Consider the following 24086-nt stretch of genomic DNA (forward strand, 5'->3'; position numbering starts at 1 on the left):
CGCAGACACCACGCGGGCAGGTTGCGCCGGAACGGTCCGGGCTGCACCGGACAGGCAGAGTGATCGAACGATCGGGGATGCGAATTTTGAGTAAACTTGCCAAGGCAGGATGGATCGCCGGTATCGCCATCGCGTGCACCGCGACAGTGGCGACCGCTCCTGCATATGCGAACAGTGCCGCCGTCGACTATTTCCGCACCCGGGCGGACCGCACCGCCGTGCCGTCGCTACTGAGCCAGGACGACCGCGCCTACTACAAGCAGGTGTTCGACGCGATCGACGCCAAGAACTGGTCCAAGGTCCAGCAGATGCTGTCCGAGCGGCCCGATGGTCCGCTGCACCAGCAGGCCCGCGCCGAGTACTATCTTGCCGCTGGTTCCCCGAAGATCGAACTGCCCGACCTGCAGGATTGGCTGGCCAAGGGCACGGAGCTTCCCGGCGCCGACCAGATCTCCCGCCTCGCCCTGAAGCGCGGGGCCGATGCGATCCCCGACCTGCCCACCGAACAGCAGTTCGCCCGCCTGCCCTCGATGACCAAGCGCACCCGTCCCGCCTCGATCAGCGACGGAACGATGCCCGAGGCGATTTCCTCCAGCATCCTCGAGCGCATCAAGAACGATGACCCGATGGGCGCGCGCGTCCTGCTCGATGGGATCGATGCCGGACTGAGCAATTCGGCGCGCGCCGAATGGCGCCAGCGTGTCGCCTGGAGCTTCTACATCGAGAACCAGGACACATCGGCCTACCAGATGGCACAACTGGCTGCCCTGGGCACCGGCCCGTGGGTAGGTGAGGCATGGTGGACAGCCGGCCTCGCCGCATGGCGCCTTGGCGACTGCGACGCCGCCAGCGACGCCTTCGCCAAGGCCGCGAAAGCGTCCGAGAATGCGGAACTGACTTCCGCTTCCTATTACTGGCAGAGCCGCGCCCTCGTACGCTGCCGCCGCCCCGACCTTGCCACGGAACCCCTGCGCATGGCGGCGAAGCGCGACGAGACGCTTTACGGCATGCTGGCGAGCGAACAGCTCGGCGTGCACCTGCCCGAACAGCACGCCGGCGCTGACTTCACCCAGACCGACTGGCAATCGCTGCGCAACAACACCAATGTGCGTGCTGCCGTGGAACTGGCCGAAATCGGCGAGGTCGGCCTCGCCGACGAAGTCCTGCGCCATCAGGCGCGCATCGGCGATCCTAAACAGTACGAACCGCTCTCGCGCCTTGCACGCGACCTCGGCCTTCCTTCGACCCAGCTGTGGATGGCCTACAATGCGCCGCGCGGCGGCAAGCCCGAGCCGGCTACCCGCTTCCCCACACCGAAGTGGACGCCCATCGGCGGCTGGAAAGTCGATCCGGCGCTCGTCTATGCCCATGCGCTGCAGGAATCGATCTTCCAGACCAGCGTCGTCAGCCCCGCCGGCGCGCGCGGCCTGATGCAGATCATGCCCTCGGCCGCACGCGACCATGCGTCAGACATCGGCGTATCCGGATCGCCCAGCGATCTCAACAAGCCCGAAATCAATCTCGCCTTCGGCCAGCGGCATCTCGAAATGCTGAAGAGCGCGTCGGGGACGCAGGGCCTGCTGCCCAAGGTCATGGCAGCCTACAACGCAGGGCTCGCGCCGATCACGCGGTGGAACACCGAGATCAAGGACGACGGCGATCCGCTGCTCTGGATGGAATCGATTCCCTACTGGGAAACCCGTGGCTACGTGAACATTGTCCTGCGCAATTACTGGATGTACGAGCGCCAGGCGGGTGGCGTTTCGGAAAGCCGGGTGGCGCTCGCTCAGGACATGTGGCCGACTTTCCCCGAACTGGCCGGGTCGAAGGCCGTGCGCATGGCAGCGAACGGAGCGATCTTGCGTGGCCATTGATCTCGAGCGGACTTTCAAGCCGATAAATATTGCCCTTCTGACAGTATCCGACACCCGAGGCCCCGAAGACGACACGTCGGGCGACATTCTCGAACAGCGGATCCGGGATGCCGGCCACAAACTGGTCGAGCGGGCCATCGAACGCGACGATGCAGGTCGCATCGTCAACCGGCTGAACAACTGGATCGACGATCGCGGCATCGACGCCATCATCTCGACCGGCGGCACCGGCCTCACCGGCCGCGACGTCACGCCAGAGGCGCTCGACAAGATCAAGGACAAGGAAATTCCGGGCTTCGGGGAGCTGTTCCGCTGGCTTTCCTACAAGACCATCGGCACCTCGACCGTGCAGAGCCGCGCCTTGGCCGTGGTTGCGCGCGGGACCTACATCTTCGCCCTGCCCGGATCGAACGGCGCGGTGAAGGACGGCTGGGATGGCATTCTGGCCGAACAGCTCGACAGCCGTAACCGGCCCTGCAACTTCGTCGAGCTGATGCCGCGCCTGCGCGAAGTCTGACCGCCACTCACCGGCTTCATCGACATACCGGCCCGCACCACCTCGCCCTTGTGCGAGTAGGCTACCTGAACCTGCAGACCTAGCGTCTCACCCGAAAAGACATTGGGAGAGAGTGCGATGGCAACTGTGACGGCGAACCGTCCCGACCATGTTCCTGCAGACCGGGTTGTCGATTTCGACATCTTCGCCCCGCCCGGCGCGGAGGACGATTACTTTGCGGCCTGGGCGTCAGTACGCGGAGACCATGCACTTGTCTGGACCACGGCCAACGGCGGCCACTGGATCGCCGCCGATGGCGAGACGACGCGCAGGCTCTGGAACGATGCCGAGAACCTGTCCAACGAGGCGCTGGCAGTAACCCCGGGTCTTGGCGAAGCGATGGAGTTCATCCCGCTCCAGCAGGACGCCCCCGAGCACAAACCGTTCCGTATGGCGGTGATGAAGGGCTTCGCCAACAACCACGTCGTCGCGATGGAGCCGCTCATCCGCGAGGTCGCGCGCGAACTGACCGCGCAGATCGCCCCGCACGGCGAATGCGAGTTCATGGAGGAATACGCCGAAGTCCTGCCGATCCACATCTTCCTCACCCTGATCGACGTGCCGACGCAGGACCGCCTGCGCCTTCGTCCGCTGGGCCAGCAGCTGACCCGGCCCGACGGTTCGATGACGGTCGAGCAATTGCGCGATGCGGCCGACGGCTACTTGCGCCCCTATATCGAGGAACGGCTGCGCAATCCCGGGCAGGACCTGTTCAGCCGCATTCTCTCCATCCCCATCGAGGGCCGCGCATGGACCTTCGACGAGGCCCAGCGCATGTGCCGCAACCTGCTTTTCGGCGGGCTGGACACGGTCGTCTCGATGTTCGGCAACATCGCCCTGCACCTTGCGCGCCATCCCGAGGACCAGGACCTGCTGCGGCAACGTCCCGAGCTGATCCCGCAGGCCGCAGACGAACTGATGCGCCGCTATCCGATGGTCTCGGTCACCCGCAATCTCGTGAGGGACGTAGAGATCGACGGCATCACGCTCAAGGCAGGCGATCTCGTCTACCTCAACAGCTCGATCCACAACCTCGACACGGCCTGCTTCGACAACCCCCACAAGGTCGATTTCGAACGCAATCTCCCGCCAGTGCGCCACACCACCATGGGTGTCGGCCCGCATCGCTGCGTGGGTGCGGGGCTCGCCCGGCTGGAGGCGATCCTGTTCATCGAGGAATGGCTCAAGGGCATTCCGCCGTTCCGGGTCAAGCCCGGCTCTCCTCCGCGGTACCGCGCAGGCAATGTCGGCGCCCTGACCGAGCTACGGCTTGAGTGGGACTGACCCGCTCAGGTAAACAGCGGTAGCTCGGCGACCTCGTCGTCGGTCATCGCGATGCGGAAAAGATCGCGCAGGAGACGCCCATAATCTCGCGGATCGTCGATAGTGCGCGTCTCGCTTGTGCCGTCACGATAGACCGTCAGCTGTCTTTCGCTGAGCGCTGCAAAACCACCCGGCAGGACAATGCTGGCGATATGCAGCGCGGTGAAGCGCGTATCGGGCCGCGTCGCAGTCCAGTGATTGCCCATCTCCAGGTCATCGGGAGCAACCTGCGTGAGGTCGAAGGCGTACTGCGGCTGCCAGTCGCCGTGCGGGGCACTGCGGCCATCGGTCGCACTCACCGGCCCGGCACGTTCGAGCCGCCATTCGCCCAGCAGCGAACCCGGTTCGCCCGCGCGCAGCAGGCGATGGCGGGCACCGTCCGACGTCCCCACTTCCGCGCAGTGTTCGAGCGGCAGAGGCGGCACGAAGCTGCCTCCGAAGCCCGCATCGGCAATCCACGGCTTGCCGTCGACTTGCACAAGGAGCAGCGTGTGCGTGCGCGGCGGAGCGACACCCTCGGGAATGCCGAGCAGGACCCGTGCCAGCAACGGGCGATTTTCAGAACCCAGCAGCGTGAGCATGTCCGCATAGAGGCGGTTCTGCTCGAAGCAGTAGCCACCCCGCTCGCGCACCACGAGCTTGTCGAACACCGACGCGCTGTCGATGCGGATGCCGCGTCCCAAGCGGATATCGAGATTCTCGAAACCGATGGCGCGCCGGTGCGCGAGCTGCAACTGGGCCAGCCCGCCCGCATCGAGGGCCGGCGCTTCGCTCAGGCCGATACGGCCAAGGTACTGTTCGAGTTCCATTCGCGGCGGAATGGCATGTTCACGCGGCCTTGGGCAAGCCTGTGAATAACTCGGGGATAACCGGTGCATGGACGGGGGAAATGCTGTGCGTGAACGGGGGACTATTCAGCGCCCCCTGTCCTCCCCTTGCGATACTGCCGATCAGGTAATGACGTCAGGCGCCGTGCGTCCGGTATGTTCCACGATGCCCGCAATCGCCTCGGCTGCCACGATCTGGTCGGCCAGCATCGCCCCGGTTTCCTCGTCGAGCCTTCCGTCTGCCGGTTCGTATCTTTCGAGATAGACGCGCAAGGTCGCGCCCTGCGTGCCGGTGCCGGAGAGACGAAAGACGATGCGCGAGCCGTCCTCGAACAGCACACGGATGCCCTGGTTCTCACTGACCGAACCGTCGACCGGGTCGGAGTAGGAGAAGCTGTCGGCCAACTTCACCGTCAGGGGGCCGAAGGCATGGCCCTTGAGCACGCCAAGGCTGTCCTTGATTTCAGCCATCAGGGCATCGGCGCCGTCCTTGGCGATCCCCTCGTAGTCGTGGCGGGCGTAGTAATTGCGACCGAACCGCGCCCAATGCTCTCGGGCAAGCTGATCGACCGGGATCTGCCTTGCCGCCAAAATGTTGAGCCACAGGAGCACGGCCCAAAGGCCGTCCTTCTCGCGCACGTGATCGGAACCCGTGCCCGCGCTCTCCTCGCCGCAGATCGTCACCTTGCCCGCATCCAGCAGATTTCCGAAGAACTTCCAGCCCGTCGGCGTCTCGAAACACGGCACGCCCAGCGCTTCGGCTACGCGGTCGGCCGCGGCGCTGGTCGGCATCGAACGGGCAATTCCGGCCAGGCGTCCCTTGTAGGCCGGCGCGATCTCGATGTTGGCTGCCAGCATGGCCAGCGAATCCGAAGGCGTGATGAAGCGACCGCGCCCGATGATCAGGTTGCGGTCCCCATCGCCATCGGAGGCAGCGCCGAGGTCGGGCGCGTCCTCACCCATCATCAGGTCATGAAGTTCCTTGGCGTGGATGAGGTTGGGGTCGGGATGATGACCGCCGAAATCCTCAAGCGGCGTGCCGTTGACGACGGTGCCCTTCGCGAAGCCCAGTCTGTTCTCGAGGATTTCGACGGCATAAGGGCCGGTCACCGCGCTCATCGCATCGAAGCGCATGGTGAACCCGTCCGCGACCGCCTTGCGGATTGCGGCGAAGTCGAACAGCTCTTCCATGAGGTCCGCATAGTCGGCGACCGGATCGATCACGCTGACCGTCATCCCTGCCACTTCGACATCGCCGATCCGATCGAGATCGATGTCATCGGCCTCCACGGTGAGCCAGCGGTCGATCTCCAGCGTGCGGGCGTGGATCGCCGTGGTCACGCCCTCCGGCGCGGGACCGCCGTTGGCGATATTGTACTTGATGCCGAAATCCTCGTCCGGACCGCCGGGGTTGTGGCTGGCCGAAAGGACCAGTCCACCGCTTGCCGTGTACTTGCGGATCACGTGGCTGGCTGCCGGGGTCGAGAGAATGCCGCCGCGCCCCACGAGCACCCGACCGTAGCCGTTCGCCGCCGCCATGCGGATCACCTGCTGGATGACCGTGCGGTTATGAAACCGGCCGTCTCCACCGATAACAAGCGTCGCCCCGGGATCACGCGTCACGGAATCGAAGACGGACTGGATGAAATTCTCGGCATAGTTCGCTTGCTGGAACACCTTCACCTTCTTGCGCAGGCCGGACGTGCCGGGGGCCTGTCCATCGAAGGGCTGGGTTTGAACCGTGACGATCTGGGTCAATCCGAAGTCTCCACCGGGATGAGCTGAACAGCATAAACCAAAAAGGGATGAACCGCGGGGCAGAACCACCGGCGGAACGGCGCGATTGCACCTGCGAACACTTTCATGGCGTTTCCATTGAAGTCAAACGCCCGATGGGATGACGCGAGTGCGCAATTGGCTGAATCGAAAAGGACCGGTTCCCGGACCGATCCGACTTCGGCTCACATGACCTTGTGCAACGTCAATACGATGCCAAGCGACACAAGCACGACGAGGATCGTCCCACCGGTGATGATCAGCGCCTTCGCCAACGGACTGCGCGGCGACGGCTCCGGAAGAGGAGAAGCGGCTCGTGCTAGGCTCCCAGGTGTCAAGGGATCGACCGCGATAGCGCCACTGACGATAACAGCATCGACATCGGGCACGCGGACTTGTTCTTCACCATCGTCCACGGTCGCATCCGGCTCTTTGGACGCAGGCGCCAGTTCTATGAATGCTGGCGCTGGCTCTTCCGGCTCCGCAGTCTTTTCCTGCTCCAGCAGGTAGGTCCGGTAGGCGCGCGCCAGTTCGGCACGCGGCGGAGATCCGGTGCGATTGCGGATGCTCTCGATACGCTGATTGACGGCACTCACCGAAATGCCGAGTTCGAACGCGATTTCCTTGCTCGTGCGATTTTCCGCCACGTATCCCAGGACTTCATGCTGCTTTGGCGTCAGACTGGGAAACACATCGAGCGGACTTGGCGCCCGATCGGCGCCGTCGTCACCCATGCCCCGCCCGACAGATAGTAATGTTCATGTATAAACCCCAGTTTCGCGCCGACACCCTTTCCCGGCACTTAACTTGTTGCATTATAAGGCTGACTTTGACTTCCTAGCAAGCCAAAGAGACGAAAAAATGTCCGGCCCGGTATCGTTTCTTCCGGGGCATAAAGCGGCGCCCATCCGCGCACCCGAATGTCGAGAAGGCGCACCGGACAAGAACACGCCTGGCAACATGGCACTGCAGGCTTTCCAAGGCCTTGGCGCGCCATCGGCCGGACGAGGAGCGCAAGAACGGCGCACCGGCTTCTGCAATTCCGCCTTGCCCGCCCTTGCCTTTCGCGCGCCCTGCCCCTAGCGGCACACGCGCGTCAGGTCTGAAGGAGTCGAACCATGGTCCCCCGTTATGCCCGCCCCGCGATGTCCGCGATCTGGGAACCCGAAGCCCGTTACCGCATCTGGTTCGAGATCGAGGCTCATGCCGCCGTCAAGATGGGCGAGCTTGGCGTCGTGCCGGAAAGCGCCGGCAAGGCCCTGTGGGACTGGTGGGCCACCAACCCGGTGATCGACGTTGCCGCGATCGATGCCATCGAGGCTGTCACCAAGCATGATGTCATCGCCTTCCTCGACTGGGTCGCCCAGCAGGTAGGCCCCGAAGCGCGCTTCATGCACCAGGGCATGACCAGCTCGGACGTTCTCGACACCACCCTCAACGTCCAGCTCGTCAAGGCTGCCGACATCCTGCTTGCCGACCTCGACGACCTGCTGGCCGCGATCAAGCGCCGCGCCGAAGAGCACAAATACACCCCGACCATCGGCCGCAGCCACGGCATCCATGCCGAACCGGTCACCTTCGGCCTCAAGATGGCCGAGGCCTATGCCGAGTTCGCCCGCTGCCGCAAGCGCCTCGTCGCCGCGCGCGAAGAAATCGCCACTTGCGCCATTTCGGGTGCCGTGGGCACATTCGCCAACGTCGATCCTTCGGTCGAAGCCTATGTCGCCGAGAAGATGGGTCTCGAGATCGAACCGGTTTCGACCCAGGTCATCCCGCGCGACCGCCATGCGATGTTCTTCGCCACCCTGGCCGTGATCGCCAGCTCGATCGAGCGCATCGCCGTCGAGGTTCGCCACCTGCAGCGCACCGAAGTGCTCGAGGCCGAAGAATACTTCTCGCCGGGCCAGAAGGGCTCGTCGGCCATGCCGCACAAGCGCAACCCCGTGCTGACCGAGAACCTCACCGGCCAGGCGCGCATGATCCGCTCCTATGCCTTCCCGGCGATGGAGAACGTGGCGCTGTGGCACGAGCGTGACATCTCGCACTCCTCGGTCGAACGCTTCATCGGTCCGGACGCGACGATCACCCTCGACTTCGCGCTCGCGCGCCTCACCGGCGTGATCGACAAGCTGCTCGTCTACCCCGAACGGATGCAGAAGAATCTCGACCGCATGGGCGGCCTGGTGCACTCGCAGCGCGTCCTGCTGGCCCTCACGCAGGCGGGCCTGACCCGAGACGAGAGCTACCGCCTCGTCCAGCGCAACGCGATGAAGGTCTGGGAATCCGACGGACAGCTCAGCCTGCTCGAATTGCTCAAGGCCGATGCCGACGTTGCCAAGGCCCTGCCTGCCGAAGTGATCGAGGACAAGTTCAACCTCGACTACCACTTCAAGCACGTCGACACGATCTTCGCGCGGGTCTTCGGCAACTAAGCCTTCTGCCCGGTCTTCCAATGCCCTGATTTCACGCCTAGCATCGTGAAATTCCCTCAGGGAGCACAGGAGGAAAAATGCAGGTCATTCGTACCGTCCTGTGGATCGCGCTCACCGCGATCCTCGTGGCGTTCATTGCCATGAACTGGACCAAGGTTCCCGTGAACTTCTGGCCGCTCGACGATGGCAATTACGTCCACTTCGAATGGCCGGTGGGCGTCGTCGCCCTGCTGTTCTTCCTCCTGGGCATGCTTCCGGTCTGGCTCTACCTGCGTGCCGTGCGCTGGCGTCTGACCCGCCGCATCGCTTCGCTGGAGAACTCGATCCGGGCAAGCTCGATGCCGTCCATGACTTCGCAGCCAGGCGACACCCCGCTGGCTGCCGAACCACTCGATACGCCAACGCCCACCCCCTCTCCGGAAGCCTGAGAATGAGCAACAACCCCATCTATCTCGCCCTCGACGTGCCCCGCCTCGACGCCGCCGAAACGCTGGCGCGCAAGGTTGCGGGCCATATCGGCGGGATCAAGCTGGGGCTCGAATTCTTCTGCGCGCACGGACATCACGGCGTGCACGAGTTGCACAAGCTCGGCCTGCCGATCTTTCTCGACCTCAAGCTGCACGACATTCCCAACACGGTCGCCGCCGCGATGCAGGCGATCCACGTGCTGGAACCGGCGATCGTCACCATCCACGCCGCCGGTGGGCGCGCCATGATGGAAGACGCCAAGGCCGCTGCCGGGGAAAACTGCAAGGTCGTGGCCGTTACCGTGCTCACCAGCCTCGACGATGACGACCTGACCGCGATCGGCGTCCAGTCCGACCCCGGCGAACAGGCCCTGCGCCTTGCCGACCTCGCCCATTCGGCCGGGCTCGACGGCATCGTCTGCTCCGGCCACGAAGTCGGCGCGGTGCACAAGCAGTGGAAGGACGGATTTTTCGTCGTCCCCGGCCTGCGTCCTGACGACGGCAAGGGCAACGGCGACCAGAAGCGCATCGTCACCCCGCGCCAGGCGCGCGACAACGGCGCCAGCGTGCTGGTAATCGGCCGCCCGATCAGCCGCGCCGAAGATCCCCTCGCCGCTGCGCGGGCCATCGAAGCCACCCTGTAACGCGCGCACTCGGTTCAGCGCGCAGAAACCTCTTTCCGTCCAGATCGTTGCACGGTCACCAAGACGGAGAATACCCAATGAAACGCCTGAGCCTGATTGCCGCCGCCGCGCTTGCCACTGCCATCGCGCCGCCGGCTCTTGCCCAGCAGAGCGATGTCGTCCCTGCCATTGCCGCAGGGCACACGCTACTGACTGTCACTGCACAGGGTAGTTCCACGCGCACGCCCGACATGGCCAGCTACTCGGCCGGAGTCGCCACCCAGGGCCGCACCGCCAGCGAAGCGCTGTCCGCCAATTCGCGGCAGATGGCGCAGGTCATGGCTGCCCTGAAGAAGGCGGGCATCGCCGACAAGGACATCCAGACCAGCGACCTCAACCTAAACCCGGTCTATTCCCAGCCCAAGCGCTTGCCCGACGGCAGCTATGACAGCGACGCGCGGACCATCGTCGGCTACGAGGCCAACAACAACGTCATGGTGCGCCAACGCAAGCTCGACGACATGGGCAAGGTGATCGACGCGCTGGTCAGCGCCGGTGCCAATCAGGTCAACGGCCCCAACTTCATGCTGGCCGAGCCCGGCGCGGCAAGCAACGAATCGCGCGTCGATGCCATGAAGGAGGCCCGCGCACGCGCCGATCTTTACGCCAAGGCGGCCGGACTGCGCGTGGTACGCATCGTATCCATCAGCGAGAGCGGCGGATACTCGCCGCCGATGCCGATGGCCGTACGCATGGAAGCGAGCAAGGTCGGCGCAGCCCCGCCGGTCGCTGCGGGCGAACTGGAACTCAACACCAACGTCACGGTTCAGTTCGAACTGGCGCCCTGAGGCCTTCAGCAACCCGTCAGTTGAGCATCATGTCCTGCGACTGGATATTGTAGCGCACCAGCGCCATAGCCTTCCCTTCGCCGCGACGAAAGACGAACTCCTCGGTGCCGGTGCCTTTTGCAAACGTGGTCTGCATGATCACGGTCACGAAAGTGCCACCGGTGCCGGAATTCACGTTGAGGCTGACCTGCCTGCTGTCCCTGACGGCTCCCAGCTTGCGATGGACCGCTTCGAGCAGTTTTTCGAACTGCGCCTTGTCGGTCCCCTTGCGCAGATCCGGGTCGGCGGCGATCCAGATCTTCTTCCACTGGCCGCCATCCAAAGCGGCATGGAACTCGCCGACTTCGACCTGGGCGTCCTTCACCGACTCCTTGATCCCGCAGCCCGCAAGCATTGCGGCTGCGGCAAATGGCATTAGATAGCGCGCGACACGGTACATCTTCGTCCCCGGAATGGCTGGGGCCAATACATAGGCGACGACTGCGCGATGCCAACACCCGAGATCAAGATATGCGGTATCCGCGAGCCCGGTTCGCTCGACGCGGCGATCAGGGCGCGTGCCGCCTATGCCGGGTTCGTCTTCTTCCCCAAGAGCCCGCGCAACGTCACGCCCGCTGAAGCCGCCGCACTCTCTGCCCGCGCGCAGGGGCGCATTGCGCGCGTCGGCCTGTTCGTCGATGCGGACGATGCCATGCTCGCCGAAGCGATGGCCGCAGCCCGCCTCGACGTCCTGCAGCTCCACGGCCAGGAAACGCCCGAACGCGCAGCACAACTGCGTGCGCGCTTCGGCATTCCGGTGTGGAAGGCACTTTCGGTGGCGAGCGCCGAGGACGTGGCGCGCGCCGAGACCTATGTCGGTGCCATCGACCGGGTCCTGTTCGACGCCAAGACGCCGAAAGGCACGCTGCCCGGCGGCATGGGCCTGAGCTTCGACTGGACGCTGGTGGCGAACTGGAAGGGCCCGATGGCCTGGGGCCTCGCCGGCGGGCTGACGCCGGACAACGTTGCGCAGGCGGTCGAACTTACCGGCGCACCGCTCGTCGATACATCGTCGGGCGTGGAAAGCGCGCCGGGCGTGAAGGACAACGACCGGATCGCCGCCTTCTGCCGCGCAATCCAGGCACCCTGACGCCACAACGAGAAAGGGCGGCCCCTCATGGACCGCCCTTCCCCTGGCTTACGCTCCGAGGAGCGAATTCAGATCAGGCCTGAGCCCAAAATCAGAACTTCACGCCAACGCCGATGAGGCCGAGGTCGGCATCGGGGGTGTTGTCGCCAACGAGCAGGTGCTTGTACTCGACCTTGGCGTAGACCTTCTGGCCGAGGTCCTGCTGCCAGCCACCGCCAACGCCCACGGCGCTGTTGCAGGTACGGCAGAACTTCGACTGCCAGTTTGCCGCAGCATAGAGCTTGCTGCCCGGGAGCACCTTGAAGCCGGCGCGGCCGCCTGCACCCCACGAAACGCGGGTGTCGTCAGCCAGAACCTTGTCAGCCGAACCTTCGATGCCGACGAAAAGCTTGTCGCCGAGATCGTAGTCGTAGCCGGCTGCGACGCCCGCAACTGCATCGCTGTCGCTACCGTTCCAGATGAGGCCGGTGCGCGCCTCGATGCGGGCTTCATTGGCCATGGCGGGGGTGGCAGCAGCTGCGGCAGCAACCGCGGCGAGCGAAACAAGTGCAATACGCATATTTTATAACTCCAGAATTCTTCCCCCGACCCTCATCGGGGACGGCCCCGCTGCGCCCGCCTTCCTTGCCGCCAGATGAACAAAATAATTCAGGAAAGCTCGAAAGTGTCACAAATCCGCCATTTAAGGATACTATCGTGTTATATCCTCATGTTAAGATGCATAATTTGCAATTGAATTCGGTCGTCAGCCACCCACCGCGCGAAGGCTCTGGACTTGGCCGCGCTCGTCTGCCAAGCGGCCCGATTATGACTACCATCACGCCCGTGAATTCGCTGCGTTCCCTGCCCGACGAGACCGGCCACTTCGGCAAGTTCGGTGGTCGTTACGTCGCCGAAACGCTGATGCCGCTTATCCTCGATCTCGAGAAGGAGTATCGCAAGGCCAAGCAGGACCCTGCGTTCGAAGCAGAGTTTCAGGACCTGCTGAAGAACTTCGTCGGCCGTCCGAACCCGCTCTATTTCGCGCCGCGCCTGACGGAGCATTTCCGCAAGCTGGCGCCCGCGGGCAAGGGTCCGAAGATCTACTTCAAGCGCGAGGACCTCAATCACACCGGCGCGCACAAGATCAACAACTGCATCGGCCAGATCCTGCTGGCGATCCGCATGGGCAAGACCCGGATCATCGCAGAGACCGGCGCCGGCCAGCATGGCGTTGCCACGGCCACCGTCGCCGCCCGCTTCGGCCTGCCCTGCACCATCTTCATGGGCGCCAAGGACGTTGAGCGGCAGAAGCCCAACGTGTTCCGCATGAAGCTGCTGGGCGCGCAAGTGCAGCCCGTCACCAGCGGCGCGGAAACGCTCAAGGACGCGATGAACGAGGCCCTGCGCGACTGGGTCGCGAACGTCCACGACACGTTCTACATCATCGGCACCGCAGCAGGTCCGCACCCCTATCCGGAACTCGTTCGCGATTTCCAGAGCGTGATCGGCCACGAGACCCGCCAGCAGGTCCTCGAAGCCGAAGGTCGCCTGCCCGACATGGTCCTGGCCTGCGTCGGCGGCGGATCGAACGCGATCGGCATGTTCCACCCCTTCCTCGATGACCCGGAAGTGGCGATGGTTGGCGTCGAAGCGGCAGGCCACGGTATCGAGACCGGCCAGCACGCGGCCAGCCTCACCGGCGGCAAGCCCGGCATTCTGCACGGCAACAAGACCTACCTGCTGCAGGACGAGGACGGCCAGATCACCGAGGCACACTCGATCAGCGCCGGACTCGACTATCCCGGCCTCGGCCCCGAGCACTCCTGGCTGCATGAAAGCGGCCGCGTGCGTTACGTGCCGATCACCGATGACGAATCGCTCGAGGCGTTCCAGCTGTGCTGCGCACTCGAAGGCATCATCCCGGCGCTCGAAAGCGCCCATGCGCTGGCCGCCCTGCCCCAGCTCACCGCCGAAATGGACGAGGACAAGATCCTCGTCGTCAACGTCTCGGGCCGCGGCGACAAGGACATCTTCACCGTCGCCGAAGCGCTGGGAGTGGAACTCTAAGACATGACCCGCTTCGAAACTGCCTTTTCCAAGGGCCCTGCGCTCGTCTGCTTCATTACCGGCGGTGACGGCGATACCGCGGCCAATCTCGACGCGCTCGTCGAGGGCGGCGCCGACGTGATCGAACTGGGCATGCCCTTCACCGATCCGATGGCCGATGGCCCGGCGATCCAGGAAGCCAACCTGCGCAGCCTGGCCAAGGGCACGCGCACGGCTGACATCTTCCGCATGGCGGCCGAATTTCGCGCGCGTCACCCGCAAGTGCCGCTGGTGCTGATGGGCTATGCCAACCCGATGACGATCCGCGGCCCCGAATGGTTCGCCGAGGAGTGCCGCAAGGCCGGCGTCGACGGCGTCATCTGCGTGGACATCCCACCCGAGGAAGACGCCGAACTCGGCCCGGCACTGCGCGGAGCCGGCGTTTCGCTGATCCGCCTCGCCACGCCGACCACCGACACCGCGCGCCTTCCCGCCGTTCTCGAAGGCTCCTCCGGCTTCCTCTACTACGTCTCCGTCGCGGGGATCACCGGCATGCAGCAGGCTGCACAGGCTTCGATCGAGGATGCCGTCGCCCGCCTCAAGGCAGCCTCGGACATCCCGGTAGCCGTCGGCTTCGGCGTGCGTACGCCTGAACAGGCCGGCAAGATCGCCAAGGTCGCCGATGGCGTCGTCGTCGGCTCCGCCTTCATCGACCTGGTGAAGCAGCACGGCGACAACGCCGCCGGTCCCTTGCGCGAACTGACCGCGGCATTGGCCGAAGCGGTACATTCGGCACGCTGATCCCATGCGCGACTTTGCGGTTTCGGACGACCCCCGCGTCCAGGCCCAGCTCGATCGCCTCGGCGCACTCTCGGTGCCGCAGGGGCGCATCGGTCTCGACGTCGTGCGCGTGCTGCTCGATCGCCTCGGTAACCCGCAGCGCAACATGCCGCCGGTGTTCCACGTCGCCGGCACCAATGGCAAGGGTTCGACCTGCGCCTTCCTGCGCGCCGCGCTGGAGGCGGCGGGCAAGACCGTCCACGTCTTCACCAGCCCGCACCTCGTCCGCTTCAACGAGCGTATCCGCGTTTCGGGCAAGCTGATCGCAGACGAAACGCTGGCAGAGCTGCTGAACGAAGTGCTCGACGTTGCCGTAGCTGCCGGAATCGGCGCAAGCTTCTTCGAGGTTTCGACCGCGGCGGCCTTCCTTGCCTTTTCACGCTATCCTGCCGATGCCTGCGTGATCGAGGTCGGCCTTGGCGGACGCTTCGATGCGACCAACGTCATCGAGGCACCGGTGGTGTGCGGCATAGCGTCGCTGGGCATCGATCACGAGGCCTTCCTCCTCTCACCCGAAGACAACGTGCCGACCGATGCCATGGCCCGCATCGCCTTCGAAAAGGCAGGCATCGCCAAGTCCGGCGCGGCGCTGGTCACCCTCGACTATACCCCGGCGATGAACCAGGCGATCCAGGGTCAGGCCGCCATCGTCGGTGCGCCGGTGATCCGCCGCGGCCAGGACTGGGCGATCGTCGCGTCGCCCGAGGGCCTGACCTACTCCGACGCGCAAGGCAGCCTGCCCTTGCCGACCCCGCGCATGCCGGGCCTGCACCAGGGCGTGAACGCCGGGCTGGCCATCGCCATGCTGCGCCAACAGCAGGCCATCGACATACCGCAAGGCGCCTATGCCCAGGCCATGGAGCAAGCCAGCTGGCCTGCCCGCCTGCAACGGCTGGGCGATGGTCCTCTGACTGCGCTGCTGCCCTCGGGCACGACATGCTGGCTCGACGGCGGGCACAACCCGGATGCGGGCAATGCCATCGCCACCCACTTCCGCCGACCGACCAGAGTTCACCTCATTCTCGGCATGCTGGCCAACAAGGTGCCGCAGGCCCTGCTCGATCCACTGCGCGAAAGGCTCGCCAGCGTCACGGTCGTGCCGGTACCCGGCCACGATTGCCATGGCCTCGACGCTTTTCTCCAGGTTCCGGAAATTCCCGTCCCGGTGGCTGCGGCCAGTGTCCGAGCGGCGCTGTCGACACTCGAGATCGATCCCGCGCAGGATGAAGTCGTGCTGATCGGCGGCTCACTTTACCTTGCCGGTACCGTGCTTCGGGACAACGACGAGATTCCCGAGTAACCGAAGCAAGCACCCGCGCGCCCTGAAACAGGGGCTCTGGGTGAGCGGTGATCCACAGCAGTCCGGAGCGGCTAGCCGGTCAGGCGCCTTCCAGCGCGGTCGCGTCGATGCCCGATGCCCGGCCCAGCCGCGCAACGCGCGCCCATTCGATCAGGCACAGCACAACCGCGACCATTCCCATCGCGGTGGTAAGCAGGAACACCGGATAATATCCGTATTCTTCGATCATCTGCCCGAGCGCGCCGCGCCCGAGCGTGCCGACCAGCAGGGTCAGGGACGACAGCAGGGCGTACTGGACGGCGCTGTATCCTCTGGCGACGACCGAAGAGAGATAGGCAACGAAGGCTGCCCCGGCGATGCCCACGGCGATGTTCTCGCCCGCGATCGTCAGCATCAGCTTGGCCAGCCGCTGGTCTCCGCCAAGGTGCGAGACGAGCCAGGTGAAACCGGTCGCATCGCTGACGGCGGCCATGCGCGCGCCGCCAACGGCAAGGTCGGCATAAAGCAGGTTGGTCAGGGCGGCGATCAGAGCGCCGAAGGTCAGCGTGGCCATGCGCCCCATGACCGTCAGCAGGGTCCCACCCAGCGCCAGCCCGATGACCAGCGCACCGACGCCGAAGAACTTCGAGGCAATCGCGACTTCGTCTTTCGAATACTTCAGTTCGCCGAGGTAGAACGGATAGGCAAAGCTGCCCCAGATCGCGTCGGTGATGCGATAGGTGAGCACCAGCGCGAAGACGAGGATGACCGCCCAGCCCAGTCGCCCCACGAAATCGGTCAGGGGCAGGATCAGGGCGCGATAGCCGTGGTCGACGAAGCGGTCCATCGCGCTGCGGGCAGGCGCAGCGGCCGTCAGCACGTAGCGCCCCTTGTCCTTCATGCGCACCAGCCAGGCGGCCACCAGCGCCGGCACGACGACGGTCGCAATGACCACCAACGGCCCTTTCGTGGCAATGAAGGCGACCGAATCGGGCCGGGTTCCGGGGTCACTGCCGAGCGAGCGGACCATGAACACGCCGACGGTGATCAGTGCCCAGGCCCAGAGCAGGCCGATGCCGAAAAGCGCCCACTTGCGCACGCGCGGGTCGATCTCCCCCACATCGCGCAGCGCCAGCAGTTCGTCCTCGGCCGCGCCGATCGTGGCGGCAGTGACTTCTGCATCGGGTGCGAACAGGCCCAGCACGCCGACAAGGGCCATGATCGCACCCATCGTCGCATAGACCGTCGGCCAGTCGGTGCGCTCGGCCATGAACAGCGCCAGCGCACCGCCGACCAGCGCGGCGATGCGATAGCCCATCTGGTAGACGGTCGAGAGCATGTCGATCGTCGCTTCCTCGTCGGCGACATCGACGCGCCAGGCATCGACCACAACGTCCTGCGTTGCCGAGGCGAAGGCACCGATCCCGGCGAGCAGCGAGAACCAGCCGAGCGCGGTCAGTGGATTGAGCGTCGAGAGCACCAGCAGGATCAGCCCAAGCATGAGCTGGGCCGAAACGATCCACTGCTTGCGCTTTCCGAGCCGTTTGAGAAGCGGCAGCTCTACCCGGTCGAGCAAGGGCGACCAGAGGAACTTGAACGAGTAGGCAAGGCCGATCAGCGAGAAGACGCCCATCGTTTCCAGATCGACCCTGGCGTCGGACAGCCAGGCGTAGAGCGTGCCGAGCAGCAGTGCGTAGGGCAGACCCGATGCGAAGCCGAACAGGGCCATGAAGCCCGTCTTTCGGTTCCTGAGTGCGAGAAGGACGCGGCGCCAGCCCGGCTTCTTCGGCTGATCTGTCGCGGCTTCGGCCATTCATGAAACTCCATCGGCGTTCGAGGCTTCGGGATACGCAGGCCCCACCTGTATGGGAAGGCTGGATGAACCGGCGATCAACAGCTAAGGCGCTGCCATGGCCAGACCTCCCCAGAAACCCGGCGAACCGAGGCGCCCGCGCGCCGCGACCGGCAGCAAGCGTCCCTTCAACAGCCGTTCCGGCAAGCCCGAGGACCGTTCCGGCGGCGAAAAAGGCCGTTACGGCAATGACAAGGGCCGATCCGGCGGAGACAAAATCCGATCCTGCGGTGACAAAATCCGTCCGGGCAAGGACGACGCGCGCGGCAATGCGCCGCGCAAGCCGCGTACTGCGCGTCCCGCGGCCGCACCGCCGACACCGCGCGATCCTTCCCTACCCGAGCGCGAGGGTGAGCGCATTGCCAAGCTGCTGGCCCGCGCCGGCGTCGCCAGCCGCCGCGAAGCGGAGCGAATGATCGCAGAGGGCCGCGTAAAGCTGGACGACGAGCCGATCACCGCACCTTCAACCGTGCTGAAGGACCTGCGCGGAGTGACCGTCGACGGCAAGCCGGTGAAGGCGCCCGAGGAAACCCGCCTGTTCGTGTTCCACAAGCCTGCCGGGCTGCTGACCGCCGAACGCGATCCCGCCGGTCGCCCGACCATCTACAACGCCCTGCGCAATGCCCTGCCCGCCGGAACCGGCCGAGTCATGCCGATCGGCCGTCTCGATCTCAATACCGAGGGCCTGCTGCTGCTGACCAACGACGGCGAATTCAAGCGCCAGCTCGAACTGCCCGCCAACGGCGTCCCGCGCACCTATCGCGCGCGCGCCTTCGGCGACATTACGCAGGCCCAGCTCGAGGACCTGATCGACGGCATCGAGATCGACGGCATCCACTACGGCAAGATCGACGCCAACATGGAGCGTCGCACCGGGCGCAACCAGTGGATCGAAATGACCCTGACCGAAGGCAAGAACCGCGAAGTGCGCCGCGTGCTCGAGCATCTCGGACTGAAGGTCAGCCGGCTGCTGCGCATCTCCTATGGCCCCTTCGTGCTGGGCGACCTGCCCAAGGGCACCGTAGGCGAAGTATCGCAGCGCGATCTCGACAACTTCCGCCGCTCCCTTGGAAAGGGCAAAGGCGAATGAAGGGCGCAAGCACCGGCCTGCGAATCGTTGCCGGCACGTGGCGCGGGCGCAAGCTCGCCGCGCCCGAGGGGGACACGACGCGCCCGACCGCCGACCGCACCCGCGAGACGCTGTTCTCGATGCTGACGAGCCGCCTCGGCACGTTCGAGGGGCTGAAGGTGGCCGACCTGTTCGCAGGTTCGGGCGCGCTCGGCCTTGAAGCCCTGTCCCGCGGCGCGGCGCATTGCCTGTTCGTCGATCAGGACGCTGCCGCGATCCGGGCGATCCGGCGCAACATCGCCAACCTGCAGGCCCAGTCGCAATGCGACGTGCGGGCCTGTTCGGCGCTCTCGCTCGGCCCGGCTAAGGAGCCGCTCGACCTCGTTCTGCTCGATCCGCCTTACGATACGGGCGCGGGTGCTGTCGCCGTCGACAAACTGACGCGGCTTGGCTGGATCGGCGAATCGACCTGGGTGAGCCTTGAGACGGCACGCGGCGAGGACGTCTCTATCCGCGGGTTCGATACCGATGCCGTGCGCGATGTCGGCAAGGCACGACTTCACATCCTGCGCCGCGTCGAAGCCTGACACTACGCGGCTGTAAAAAGGGCCCCGCCAAGCGGCGAGACCCTTCCCGTGCGCAAAGGCAAGATCGTTACTTGCCGCCGGGATTGCGGCAGTTGTCCTGCACGGTCTTGCTACAGACCGGGTAATCCTTGTTCATGGCCGAGGCCGGAGGCGGCGTCAGCGCGCCCTTGTAGGGCCCGCCCTGATAGCTCTGATCCGCAGGCATCGCGGGGCGCACGGCCTGCTCGGCGGTTTCCGGTGCCGGCACTCCGGCAGTGGGGACGCCTTCGCCCGGGGGATTGGCCTGTGTCGCCGGCGTCGTCGGGGTCTGTCCGTTCAACTGCTGGATGATCGAAGTCCACGCCGCCTCGCGCTGCTGCGGGCTCATCTTGTAGACCTGTCCGCGCTGGTCGGGCGTCAGGGCCCAATAGCCCTCCTGCCGCTCGGGGACGAGCGTCCAGAAGTAGCCCTTGTACTCGTCGGGCCATGCATCGTACTCGGCCTGACGGTCTGCCGGCCAGCCATCGTACATGGCCTGCTGCTCAGCTGTCAGCGTCACCGGCGCCGCCGGACTGACCTGCGCGGAATCGCCTGCCGCGGATGGCGCATTCTGGGCCAACAGCGCATTGGGCAAGGTTGCAAGTGCGAGCGCCGATGCGCCCGCGAAAATCAAGTGTCGCATGGTCTCTCTCTTCTGTGTACCTGTTGCCAAGCGGACGTTTCGCGCTCGGGAATGTTCCATGTTTGCGGCAAAGCGGCCTTGCGCCGCGATGTTCCGTTCCCTAGTTGTTCGCATGTGAACAGCCTGCAAGATACCTCGCGCGGCGGCATGCCTGCCGAAAGCAACGATCCCCTGATCGAGGGCCTCAACGCGCCCCAGAAGGAGGCCGTGCTGACCACCGAAGGGCCGGTGCTGATGCTGGCGGGCGCGGGAACCGGCAAGACCGCCGCCCTCACCCGGCGTCTTGCCAACATCATCCGCAATCGCCTTGCCTGGCCGAGCGAAGTTCTGTGCGTCACGTTCACCAACAAGGCTGCGCGCGAGATGCGCGACCGGGTCGGCCAGCTCGTCGGCCCTGCGGTCGAAGGCATGCCATGGCTGGGCACCTTCCACGCCATCGCTGCCAAGATGCTGCGCCGCCATGCCGAACTGGTCGGCCTCGAACCCAATTACACGATCATCGACACCGACGATCAGCTGCGCCTGCTCAAGCAGCTCATCCAGGCCGAAGGGGTCGACGAAAAGCGCTTCCCCGCCCGCCAGCTGGCGGGATGCATCGATCGCTGGAAGAACCGCGGCCTCAATCCGCAGGATCTCGATGCGGCGGAAAACGAAGCCTATGCCAACGGCCGCGGCCAGAAATTCTACAGCCTTTACCAGGACCGCCTGAAGACGCTCAACGCCTGCGACTTCGGCGACCTGCTGCTGCACATGCTCAACATCCTGCGTACCAATCACGAGGTGCTGGAGCAGTACCAGCAGCGCTTCAAGTACGTCATGGTGGACGAGTATCAGGACACCAACCAGGTCCAGTACCTGTGGCTGCGCCTGATCGCGCAAGGCCGCCAGAACATCTGCGTGGTGGGTGACGACGACCAGTCGATCTATTCATGGCGCGGCGCAGAAGTCGCCAATATCCTGCGCTTTGAAAAGGATTTTCCCGGAGCGAAAGTGATCCGGCTCGAACAGAACTATCGCTCGACGCCCGAGATCCTTGCCGCCGCCTCCGGCCTCATCAACGAGAACAGCCAGCGCCTGGGCAAGACCTTGTGGACCGAGCGCCATGCCGGGGACAAGGTTCGCGTCATCGGCGTCTGGGACGCACCGGAAGAAGCGCGCCGCGTCGGCGACGAGATCGAGCGACTCGAACGCGAGGGCGCCCCGCTGGACCAGATGGCGATACTCGTGCGCGCGCAGTACCAGACGCGCGAGTTCGAAGACCGCTTCATCTCGATCGGCCTCAAGTACCGCATCGTCGGCGGCTTTCGCTTCTATGAGCGCGCGGAAATCCGCGATGCGCTGGCCTACATGCGCGTCATCGCCCAGCCCGCCGACGACCTGGCTTTCGAGCGCATCTACAATGCTCCCAAGCGCGGCCTTGGTGCCAAGGCGCTGGAGAAGCTGCACCAGCTCGCCCGCCGCCAGGGCATTCCGCTTGCCGCAGCCGCCATCGAGATCGTCGATACCGACGAACTGCCCGCGCGTGCGCGCAACACCTTCCTGTCGCTGATGCGCGACTTCGCCCGCTGGCGCGATCTGGAGAAGACGGAGAACCCGGCGGACCTGATGCGCACCGTCCTCGACGAAAGCGGCTACACCGACGCGCTGCAGGCCGAGCGGACGGCCGAAGCCTCAGGGCGACTCGAGAACCTCGTTGAACTCGCCCGCGCCATGGAAGAGTACGAAAGCCTCGGCGACTTCCTCGAGCATGTCAGCCTCGTCATGGACAACGACGCGGCCAGCGACGAGGAAAAGGTCACGATCATGACCATGCACGCCGCCAAGGGCCTGGAATTCGACCACGTGTTCCTGCCCGGATGGGAGGAAGGCGTATTTCCCTCGCAGCGCTCGCTCGACGAAGGCGGCCTTGCCAGCCTCGAGGAAGAGCGGCGCCTCGCCTACGTCGCGATCACCCGGGCGCGCCGCAAGTGCACGATCCTCCATGCCGCAAATCGGCGCATCTACGGGCAGTGGACGAGTTCGATCCCCTCGCGCTTCATTGCCGAACTGCCCGAAGATCATATCGACAGTGAGACGACCCTGACCGGCGGCGCCTCGCTGTGGCGTGCGCAATGGTCCGAACATGCCGATCCCTTCGCCGACGTCGCCCGCGCCCAACCGGCCCGCACGATGACGCGCGGCCCGGGTTGGCAGCGGGCCGCCGCGCGCGAATTCGAAACAAAGCCGCGCCGGATCGCCGAAACGACGCGCAGCGCAGCCAGCTTCGCCGCCAAGCCGCGCACCGACATCGCCATCGGCGCGCGCGTGTTTCATGAAAAGTTCGGCTACGGCACCGTGGCCGGGCAGGAAGGCAACAAGCTGGAGATCGACTTCGAACAGTCGGGACGCAAGCGCGTCATCGACAGCTTCGTCAAGCTTGCAGGCTGAGGCCGCAGGGACCGGACCGGTCCCTGCCTGCCCTCACCCGCAACCGGCCTTGATCAGGCCAGTGCGGAAACGCGGAGGAATTCGGGAACCGGACCGTTCCAGCCATCGTCGGCCGGCTCGGGCTCGCTGCGGCGCTGGCGACGTTCGCGGCGCGGTTCCTCGGTAGCAGCGCGCGGTTCGCGACGCGGTGCTCGCTCTGCCGGCTCTTCGCGCTCTTCCCTGACCTTCGATGTGCGGCGCGACTTCGGCTTTGCCTCGCGCGGCACTTCGGCGTCTTCGATCTTGAGGTCGAACAGCGGGATCTTGTGACCGGTCAGCTTCTCGACGCTGTCGATCGCTTCGGCATCTTCGGGGGCCACGAACGTGAAGGCCCGGCCCGAAGCACCGCCACGACCGGTCCGTCCGATGCGGTGGACGTAATCGTCGGGGTGCCAGGGCGTGTCGAAGTTGAAGACGTGGCTCACGCCCTTCACGTCGAGGCCGCGGGCCGCAACGTCGGAGGCGACGAGAATGTTCAGGTCGCCCGACTTGAAGCGTTCAAGTTCGGCCAGGCGCGCGGGCTGGTCCATGTCGCCATGGATTTCACCGGCGCCGAAACCGTGCCGCTTAAGGCTCTTGGCCAGTTCGCGCACGGTCGTCTTGCGATTGCAGAAGACGATCGCGGTCGAGACATTGTCGGTCTGCAGCAGGTGGCGCAGAACTTCGCGCTTCTTGCGCGCGTTCACGGCAACCTTGTGCTGGACGATGTTGATGTTCGCAGTCGCCGGACGCGCCACTTCGATATACTTCGGGTTCGACAGGAAGCGGTCGGACAGCTTCTTGATCGGCGGCGGCATCGTGGCCGAGAACAGCATCGTCTGGCGATTGGTCGGCAGCTTCGAGCAGATGTTCTCGATATCGGGAATGAAGCCCATGTCGAGCATGCGGTCGGCTTCGTCAATGACGAGCAGCTCGCAGCCGGTCAGCAGGATCTTGCCCCGCTCGAACAGGTCCATCAGGCGGCCCGGAGTCGCGATAAGGACGTCCACGCCCTCTGTCAGCGCCTTGACCTGATCGCCCATCTGCACACCGCCGATAAGCAGCGCCATCTTGAGATCGTGGTTCTTGCCGTACTTCTCGAAGTTCTCGGCAACCTGTGCGGCGAGTTCGCGAGTCGGCTCGAGGATCAGCGAGCGCGGCATCAGCGCGCGGCGGCGGCCATGCGCAAGAATGTCGATCATCGGCAACACGAAGCTGGCTGTCTTGCCGGTGCCGGTCTGGGCGATGCCGATGAGATCCTTCATCATCAGGACTGGCGGAATCGCCTGCGCCTGGATCGGAGTCGGTTCGGTATAGCCCGCGGCTTCCACCGCTTGCAGCAATTCTTCAGACAGGCCGAGATCGGCAAAGTTCATAGGCGAACAAGTTTCCGGAAATACGAGAGTAACAGGTTGCAGGGACGCTTGCGGGATTACCCATCACCACGCGCATCGTTTGTGCAACTGGCCG

At 65.1% G+C, this 24086-nt stretch carries 22 protein-coding genes; 14 read left to right on the forward strand and 8 right to left on the reverse strand.

Features of this window, described 5'->3' with window-relative positions; translation table 11 throughout:
• The first annotated feature begins 77 nt into the window (after positions 1-77).
• From B5483_RS06070 to B5483_RS06080, 3 genes are all read left to right on the forward strand, one after another.
• Positions 78-1874 carry a lytic transglycosylase domain-containing protein gene (locus B5483_RS06070; RefSeq protein WP_231634732.1) on the forward strand — a complete coding sequence of 599 codons (1797 nt, stop codon included), beginning with the start codon at positions 78-80 and terminating at the stop codon, positions 1872-1874.
• Positions 1864-2391 carry a molybdenum cofactor biosynthesis protein B gene (moaB, locus tag B5483_RS06075; protein WP_054947419.1) on the forward strand — a complete coding sequence of 176 codons (528 nt, stop codon included), beginning with the start codon at positions 1864-1866 and terminating at the stop codon, positions 2389-2391. Before B5483_RS06070 ends, moaB begins: the two co-directional genes overlap by 11 nt.
• 117 nt (positions 2392-2508) lie before the next feature.
• A complete protein-coding gene (locus tag B5483_RS06080) occupies positions 2509-3714 on the forward strand; it encodes a cytochrome P450 (protein ID WP_079729736.1) in 1206 nt (401 codons plus the stop codon).
• A gap of 5 nt (positions 3715-3719) precedes the next feature.
• Here B5483_RS06080 and B5483_RS06085 read toward each other — a convergent pair whose 3' ends face one another.
• From B5483_RS06085 to B5483_RS06095, 3 genes are all read right to left on the reverse strand, one after another.
• Complete coding sequence (locus B5483_RS06085; RefSeq protein ID WP_079729737.1) at positions 3720-4562, reverse strand: arylamine N-acetyltransferase family protein; 843 nt, start codon at positions 4560-4562, stop codon at positions 3720-3722.
• Positions 4563-4703: 141 nt separating this feature from the next.
• Positions 4704-6338 (reverse strand): alpha-D-glucose phosphate-specific phosphoglucomutase, encoded by a 1635-nt coding sequence (locus B5483_RS06090; protein WP_079729738.1) that lies wholly within the window; start codon positions 6336-6338, stop codon positions 4704-4706.
• Between the two features lie 203 nt (positions 6339-6541).
• Positions 6542-7090 (reverse strand): helix-turn-helix transcriptional regulator, encoded by a 549-nt coding sequence (locus tag B5483_RS06095; RefSeq protein ID WP_054947415.1) that lies wholly within the window; start codon positions 7088-7090, stop codon positions 6542-6544.
• A gap of 384 nt (positions 7091-7474) precedes the next feature.
• Here B5483_RS06095 and purB point away from each other — a divergent pair, with 384 nt between their 5' ends.
• The 4 genes from purB (at position 7475) to B5483_RS06115 (ending at position 10726) form a co-directional block, all read left to right on the forward strand.
• Entirely contained in the window at positions 7475-8788 is a 1314-nt protein-coding gene (gene purB / locus B5483_RS06100; RefSeq protein ID WP_079729739.1) for an adenylosuccinate lyase, read from the forward strand.
• 77 nt (positions 8789-8865) lie between these two features.
• A complete protein-coding gene (locus tag B5483_RS06105) occupies positions 8866-9216 on the forward strand; it encodes a LapA family protein (protein WP_054947413.1) in 351 nt (116 codons plus the stop codon).
• 2 nt (positions 9217-9218) lie between these two features.
• Complete coding sequence (pyrF, locus tag B5483_RS06110; RefSeq protein WP_054947412.1) at positions 9219-9899, forward strand: orotidine-5'-phosphate decarboxylase; 681 nt, start codon at positions 9219-9221, stop codon at positions 9897-9899.
• A 77-nt stretch (positions 9900-9976) separates the two neighbouring features.
• A complete protein-coding gene (locus tag B5483_RS06115; RefSeq protein ID WP_054947411.1) occupies positions 9977-10726 on the forward strand; it encodes an SIMPL domain-containing protein in 750 nt (249 codons plus the stop codon).
• A gap of 16 nt (positions 10727-10742) precedes the next feature.
• On the opposite strand, the gene B5483_RS06120 is transcribed toward B5483_RS06115, so the two are convergent.
• Positions 10743-11165: a DUF4019 domain-containing protein gene (locus B5483_RS06120; protein ID WP_054947410.1), complete on the reverse strand. Its 423-nt coding sequence runs from the start codon at positions 11163-11165 to the stop codon at positions 10743-10745.
• 48 nt (positions 11166-11213) lie between these two features.
• On the opposite strand from B5483_RS06120, the gene B5483_RS06125 reads away from it, so the two are divergent.
• Positions 11214-11855 (forward strand): phosphoribosylanthranilate isomerase, encoded by a 642-nt coding sequence (locus B5483_RS06125; protein ID WP_079729740.1) that lies wholly within the window; start codon positions 11214-11216, stop codon positions 11853-11855.
• A 91-nt stretch (positions 11856-11946) separates the two neighbouring features.
• Here B5483_RS06125 and B5483_RS06130 read toward each other — a convergent pair whose 3' ends face one another.
• On the reverse strand, positions 11947-12414 hold the full coding sequence (locus B5483_RS06130; RefSeq protein ID WP_054947408.1) for an outer membrane protein: 468 nt from the start codon (positions 12412-12414) through the stop codon (positions 11947-11949).
• 248 nt (positions 12415-12662) lie between these two features.
• Between B5483_RS06130 and trpB the strand changes: the two genes are divergently transcribed.
• From trpB to B5483_RS06145, 3 genes are read left to right on the forward strand one after another with little or no spacing between them, the layout of a single operon-like run.
• Entirely contained in the window at positions 12663-13904 is a 1242-nt protein-coding gene (gene trpB / locus B5483_RS06135; protein ID WP_054947407.1) for a tryptophan synthase subunit beta, read from the forward strand.
• Between the two features lie 3 nt (positions 13905-13907).
• Positions 13908-14684 carry a tryptophan synthase subunit alpha gene (gene trpA, locus B5483_RS06140; protein ID WP_054947406.1) on the forward strand — a complete coding sequence of 259 codons (777 nt, stop codon included), beginning with the start codon at positions 13908-13910 and terminating at the stop codon, positions 14682-14684.
• Positions 14685-14688: 4 nt separating this feature from the next.
• On the forward strand, positions 14689-16023 hold the full coding sequence (locus tag B5483_RS06145; RefSeq protein WP_079729741.1) for a bifunctional folylpolyglutamate synthase/dihydrofolate synthase: 1335 nt from the start codon (positions 14689-14691) through the stop codon (positions 16021-16023).
• A gap of 79 nt (positions 16024-16102) precedes the next feature.
• Here B5483_RS06145 and B5483_RS06150 read toward each other — a convergent pair whose 3' ends face one another.
• Entirely contained in the window at positions 16103-17815 is a 1713-nt protein-coding gene (locus tag B5483_RS06150; RefSeq protein ID WP_054947404.1) for an AmpG family muropeptide MFS transporter, read from the reverse strand.
• Between the two features lie 97 nt (positions 17816-17912).
• On the opposite strand from B5483_RS06150, the gene B5483_RS06155 reads away from it, so the two are divergent.
• Together B5483_RS06155 and rsmD are read left to right on the forward strand one after the other, a co-directional pair.
• Positions 17913-18944: a pseudouridine synthase gene (locus B5483_RS06155; protein ID WP_079729742.1), complete on the forward strand. Its 1032-nt coding sequence runs from the start codon at positions 17913-17915 to the stop codon at positions 18942-18944.
• The gene (gene rsmD, locus B5483_RS06160) at positions 18941-19510 is read left to right on the forward strand and encodes a 16S rRNA (guanine(966)-N(2))-methyltransferase RsmD (protein ID WP_054947402.1); all 570 of its coding nucleotides are present in this window, start codon (positions 18941-18943) and stop codon (positions 19508-19510) included. The genes B5483_RS06155 and rsmD overlap by 4 nt, the downstream gene beginning before the upstream one ends.
• Before the next feature lie 67 nt (positions 19511-19577).
• Here rsmD and B5483_RS06165 read toward each other — a convergent pair whose 3' ends face one another.
• Positions 19578-20171, reverse strand: coding sequence for a hypothetical protein (locus B5483_RS06165; protein ID WP_054947401.1), 594 nt, complete (start codon positions 20169-20171; stop codon positions 19578-19580).
• A 147-nt stretch (positions 20172-20318) separates the two neighbouring features.
• On the opposite strand from B5483_RS06165, the gene B5483_RS06170 reads away from it, so the two are divergent.
• Positions 20319-22598 carry an ATP-dependent helicase gene (locus B5483_RS06170; RefSeq protein ID WP_079729900.1) on the forward strand — a complete coding sequence of 760 codons (2280 nt, stop codon included), beginning with the start codon at positions 20319-20321 and terminating at the stop codon, positions 22596-22598.
• A gap of 53 nt (positions 22599-22651) precedes the next feature.
• Here the strand turns inward: B5483_RS06170 and B5483_RS06175 are convergent, their stop codons facing one another.
• Positions 22652-23992: a DEAD/DEAH box helicase gene (locus B5483_RS06175; RefSeq protein WP_079729743.1), complete on the reverse strand. Its 1341-nt coding sequence runs from the start codon at positions 23990-23992 to the stop codon at positions 22652-22654.
• Between the last annotated feature and the right edge of the window lie 94 nt (positions 23993-24086).

Source organism: Novosphingobium mathurense (genome assembly GCF_900168325.1).
Classification (GTDB): Bacteria; Pseudomonadota; Alphaproteobacteria; order Sphingomonadales; family Sphingomonadaceae; genus Novosphingobium; species Novosphingobium mathurense.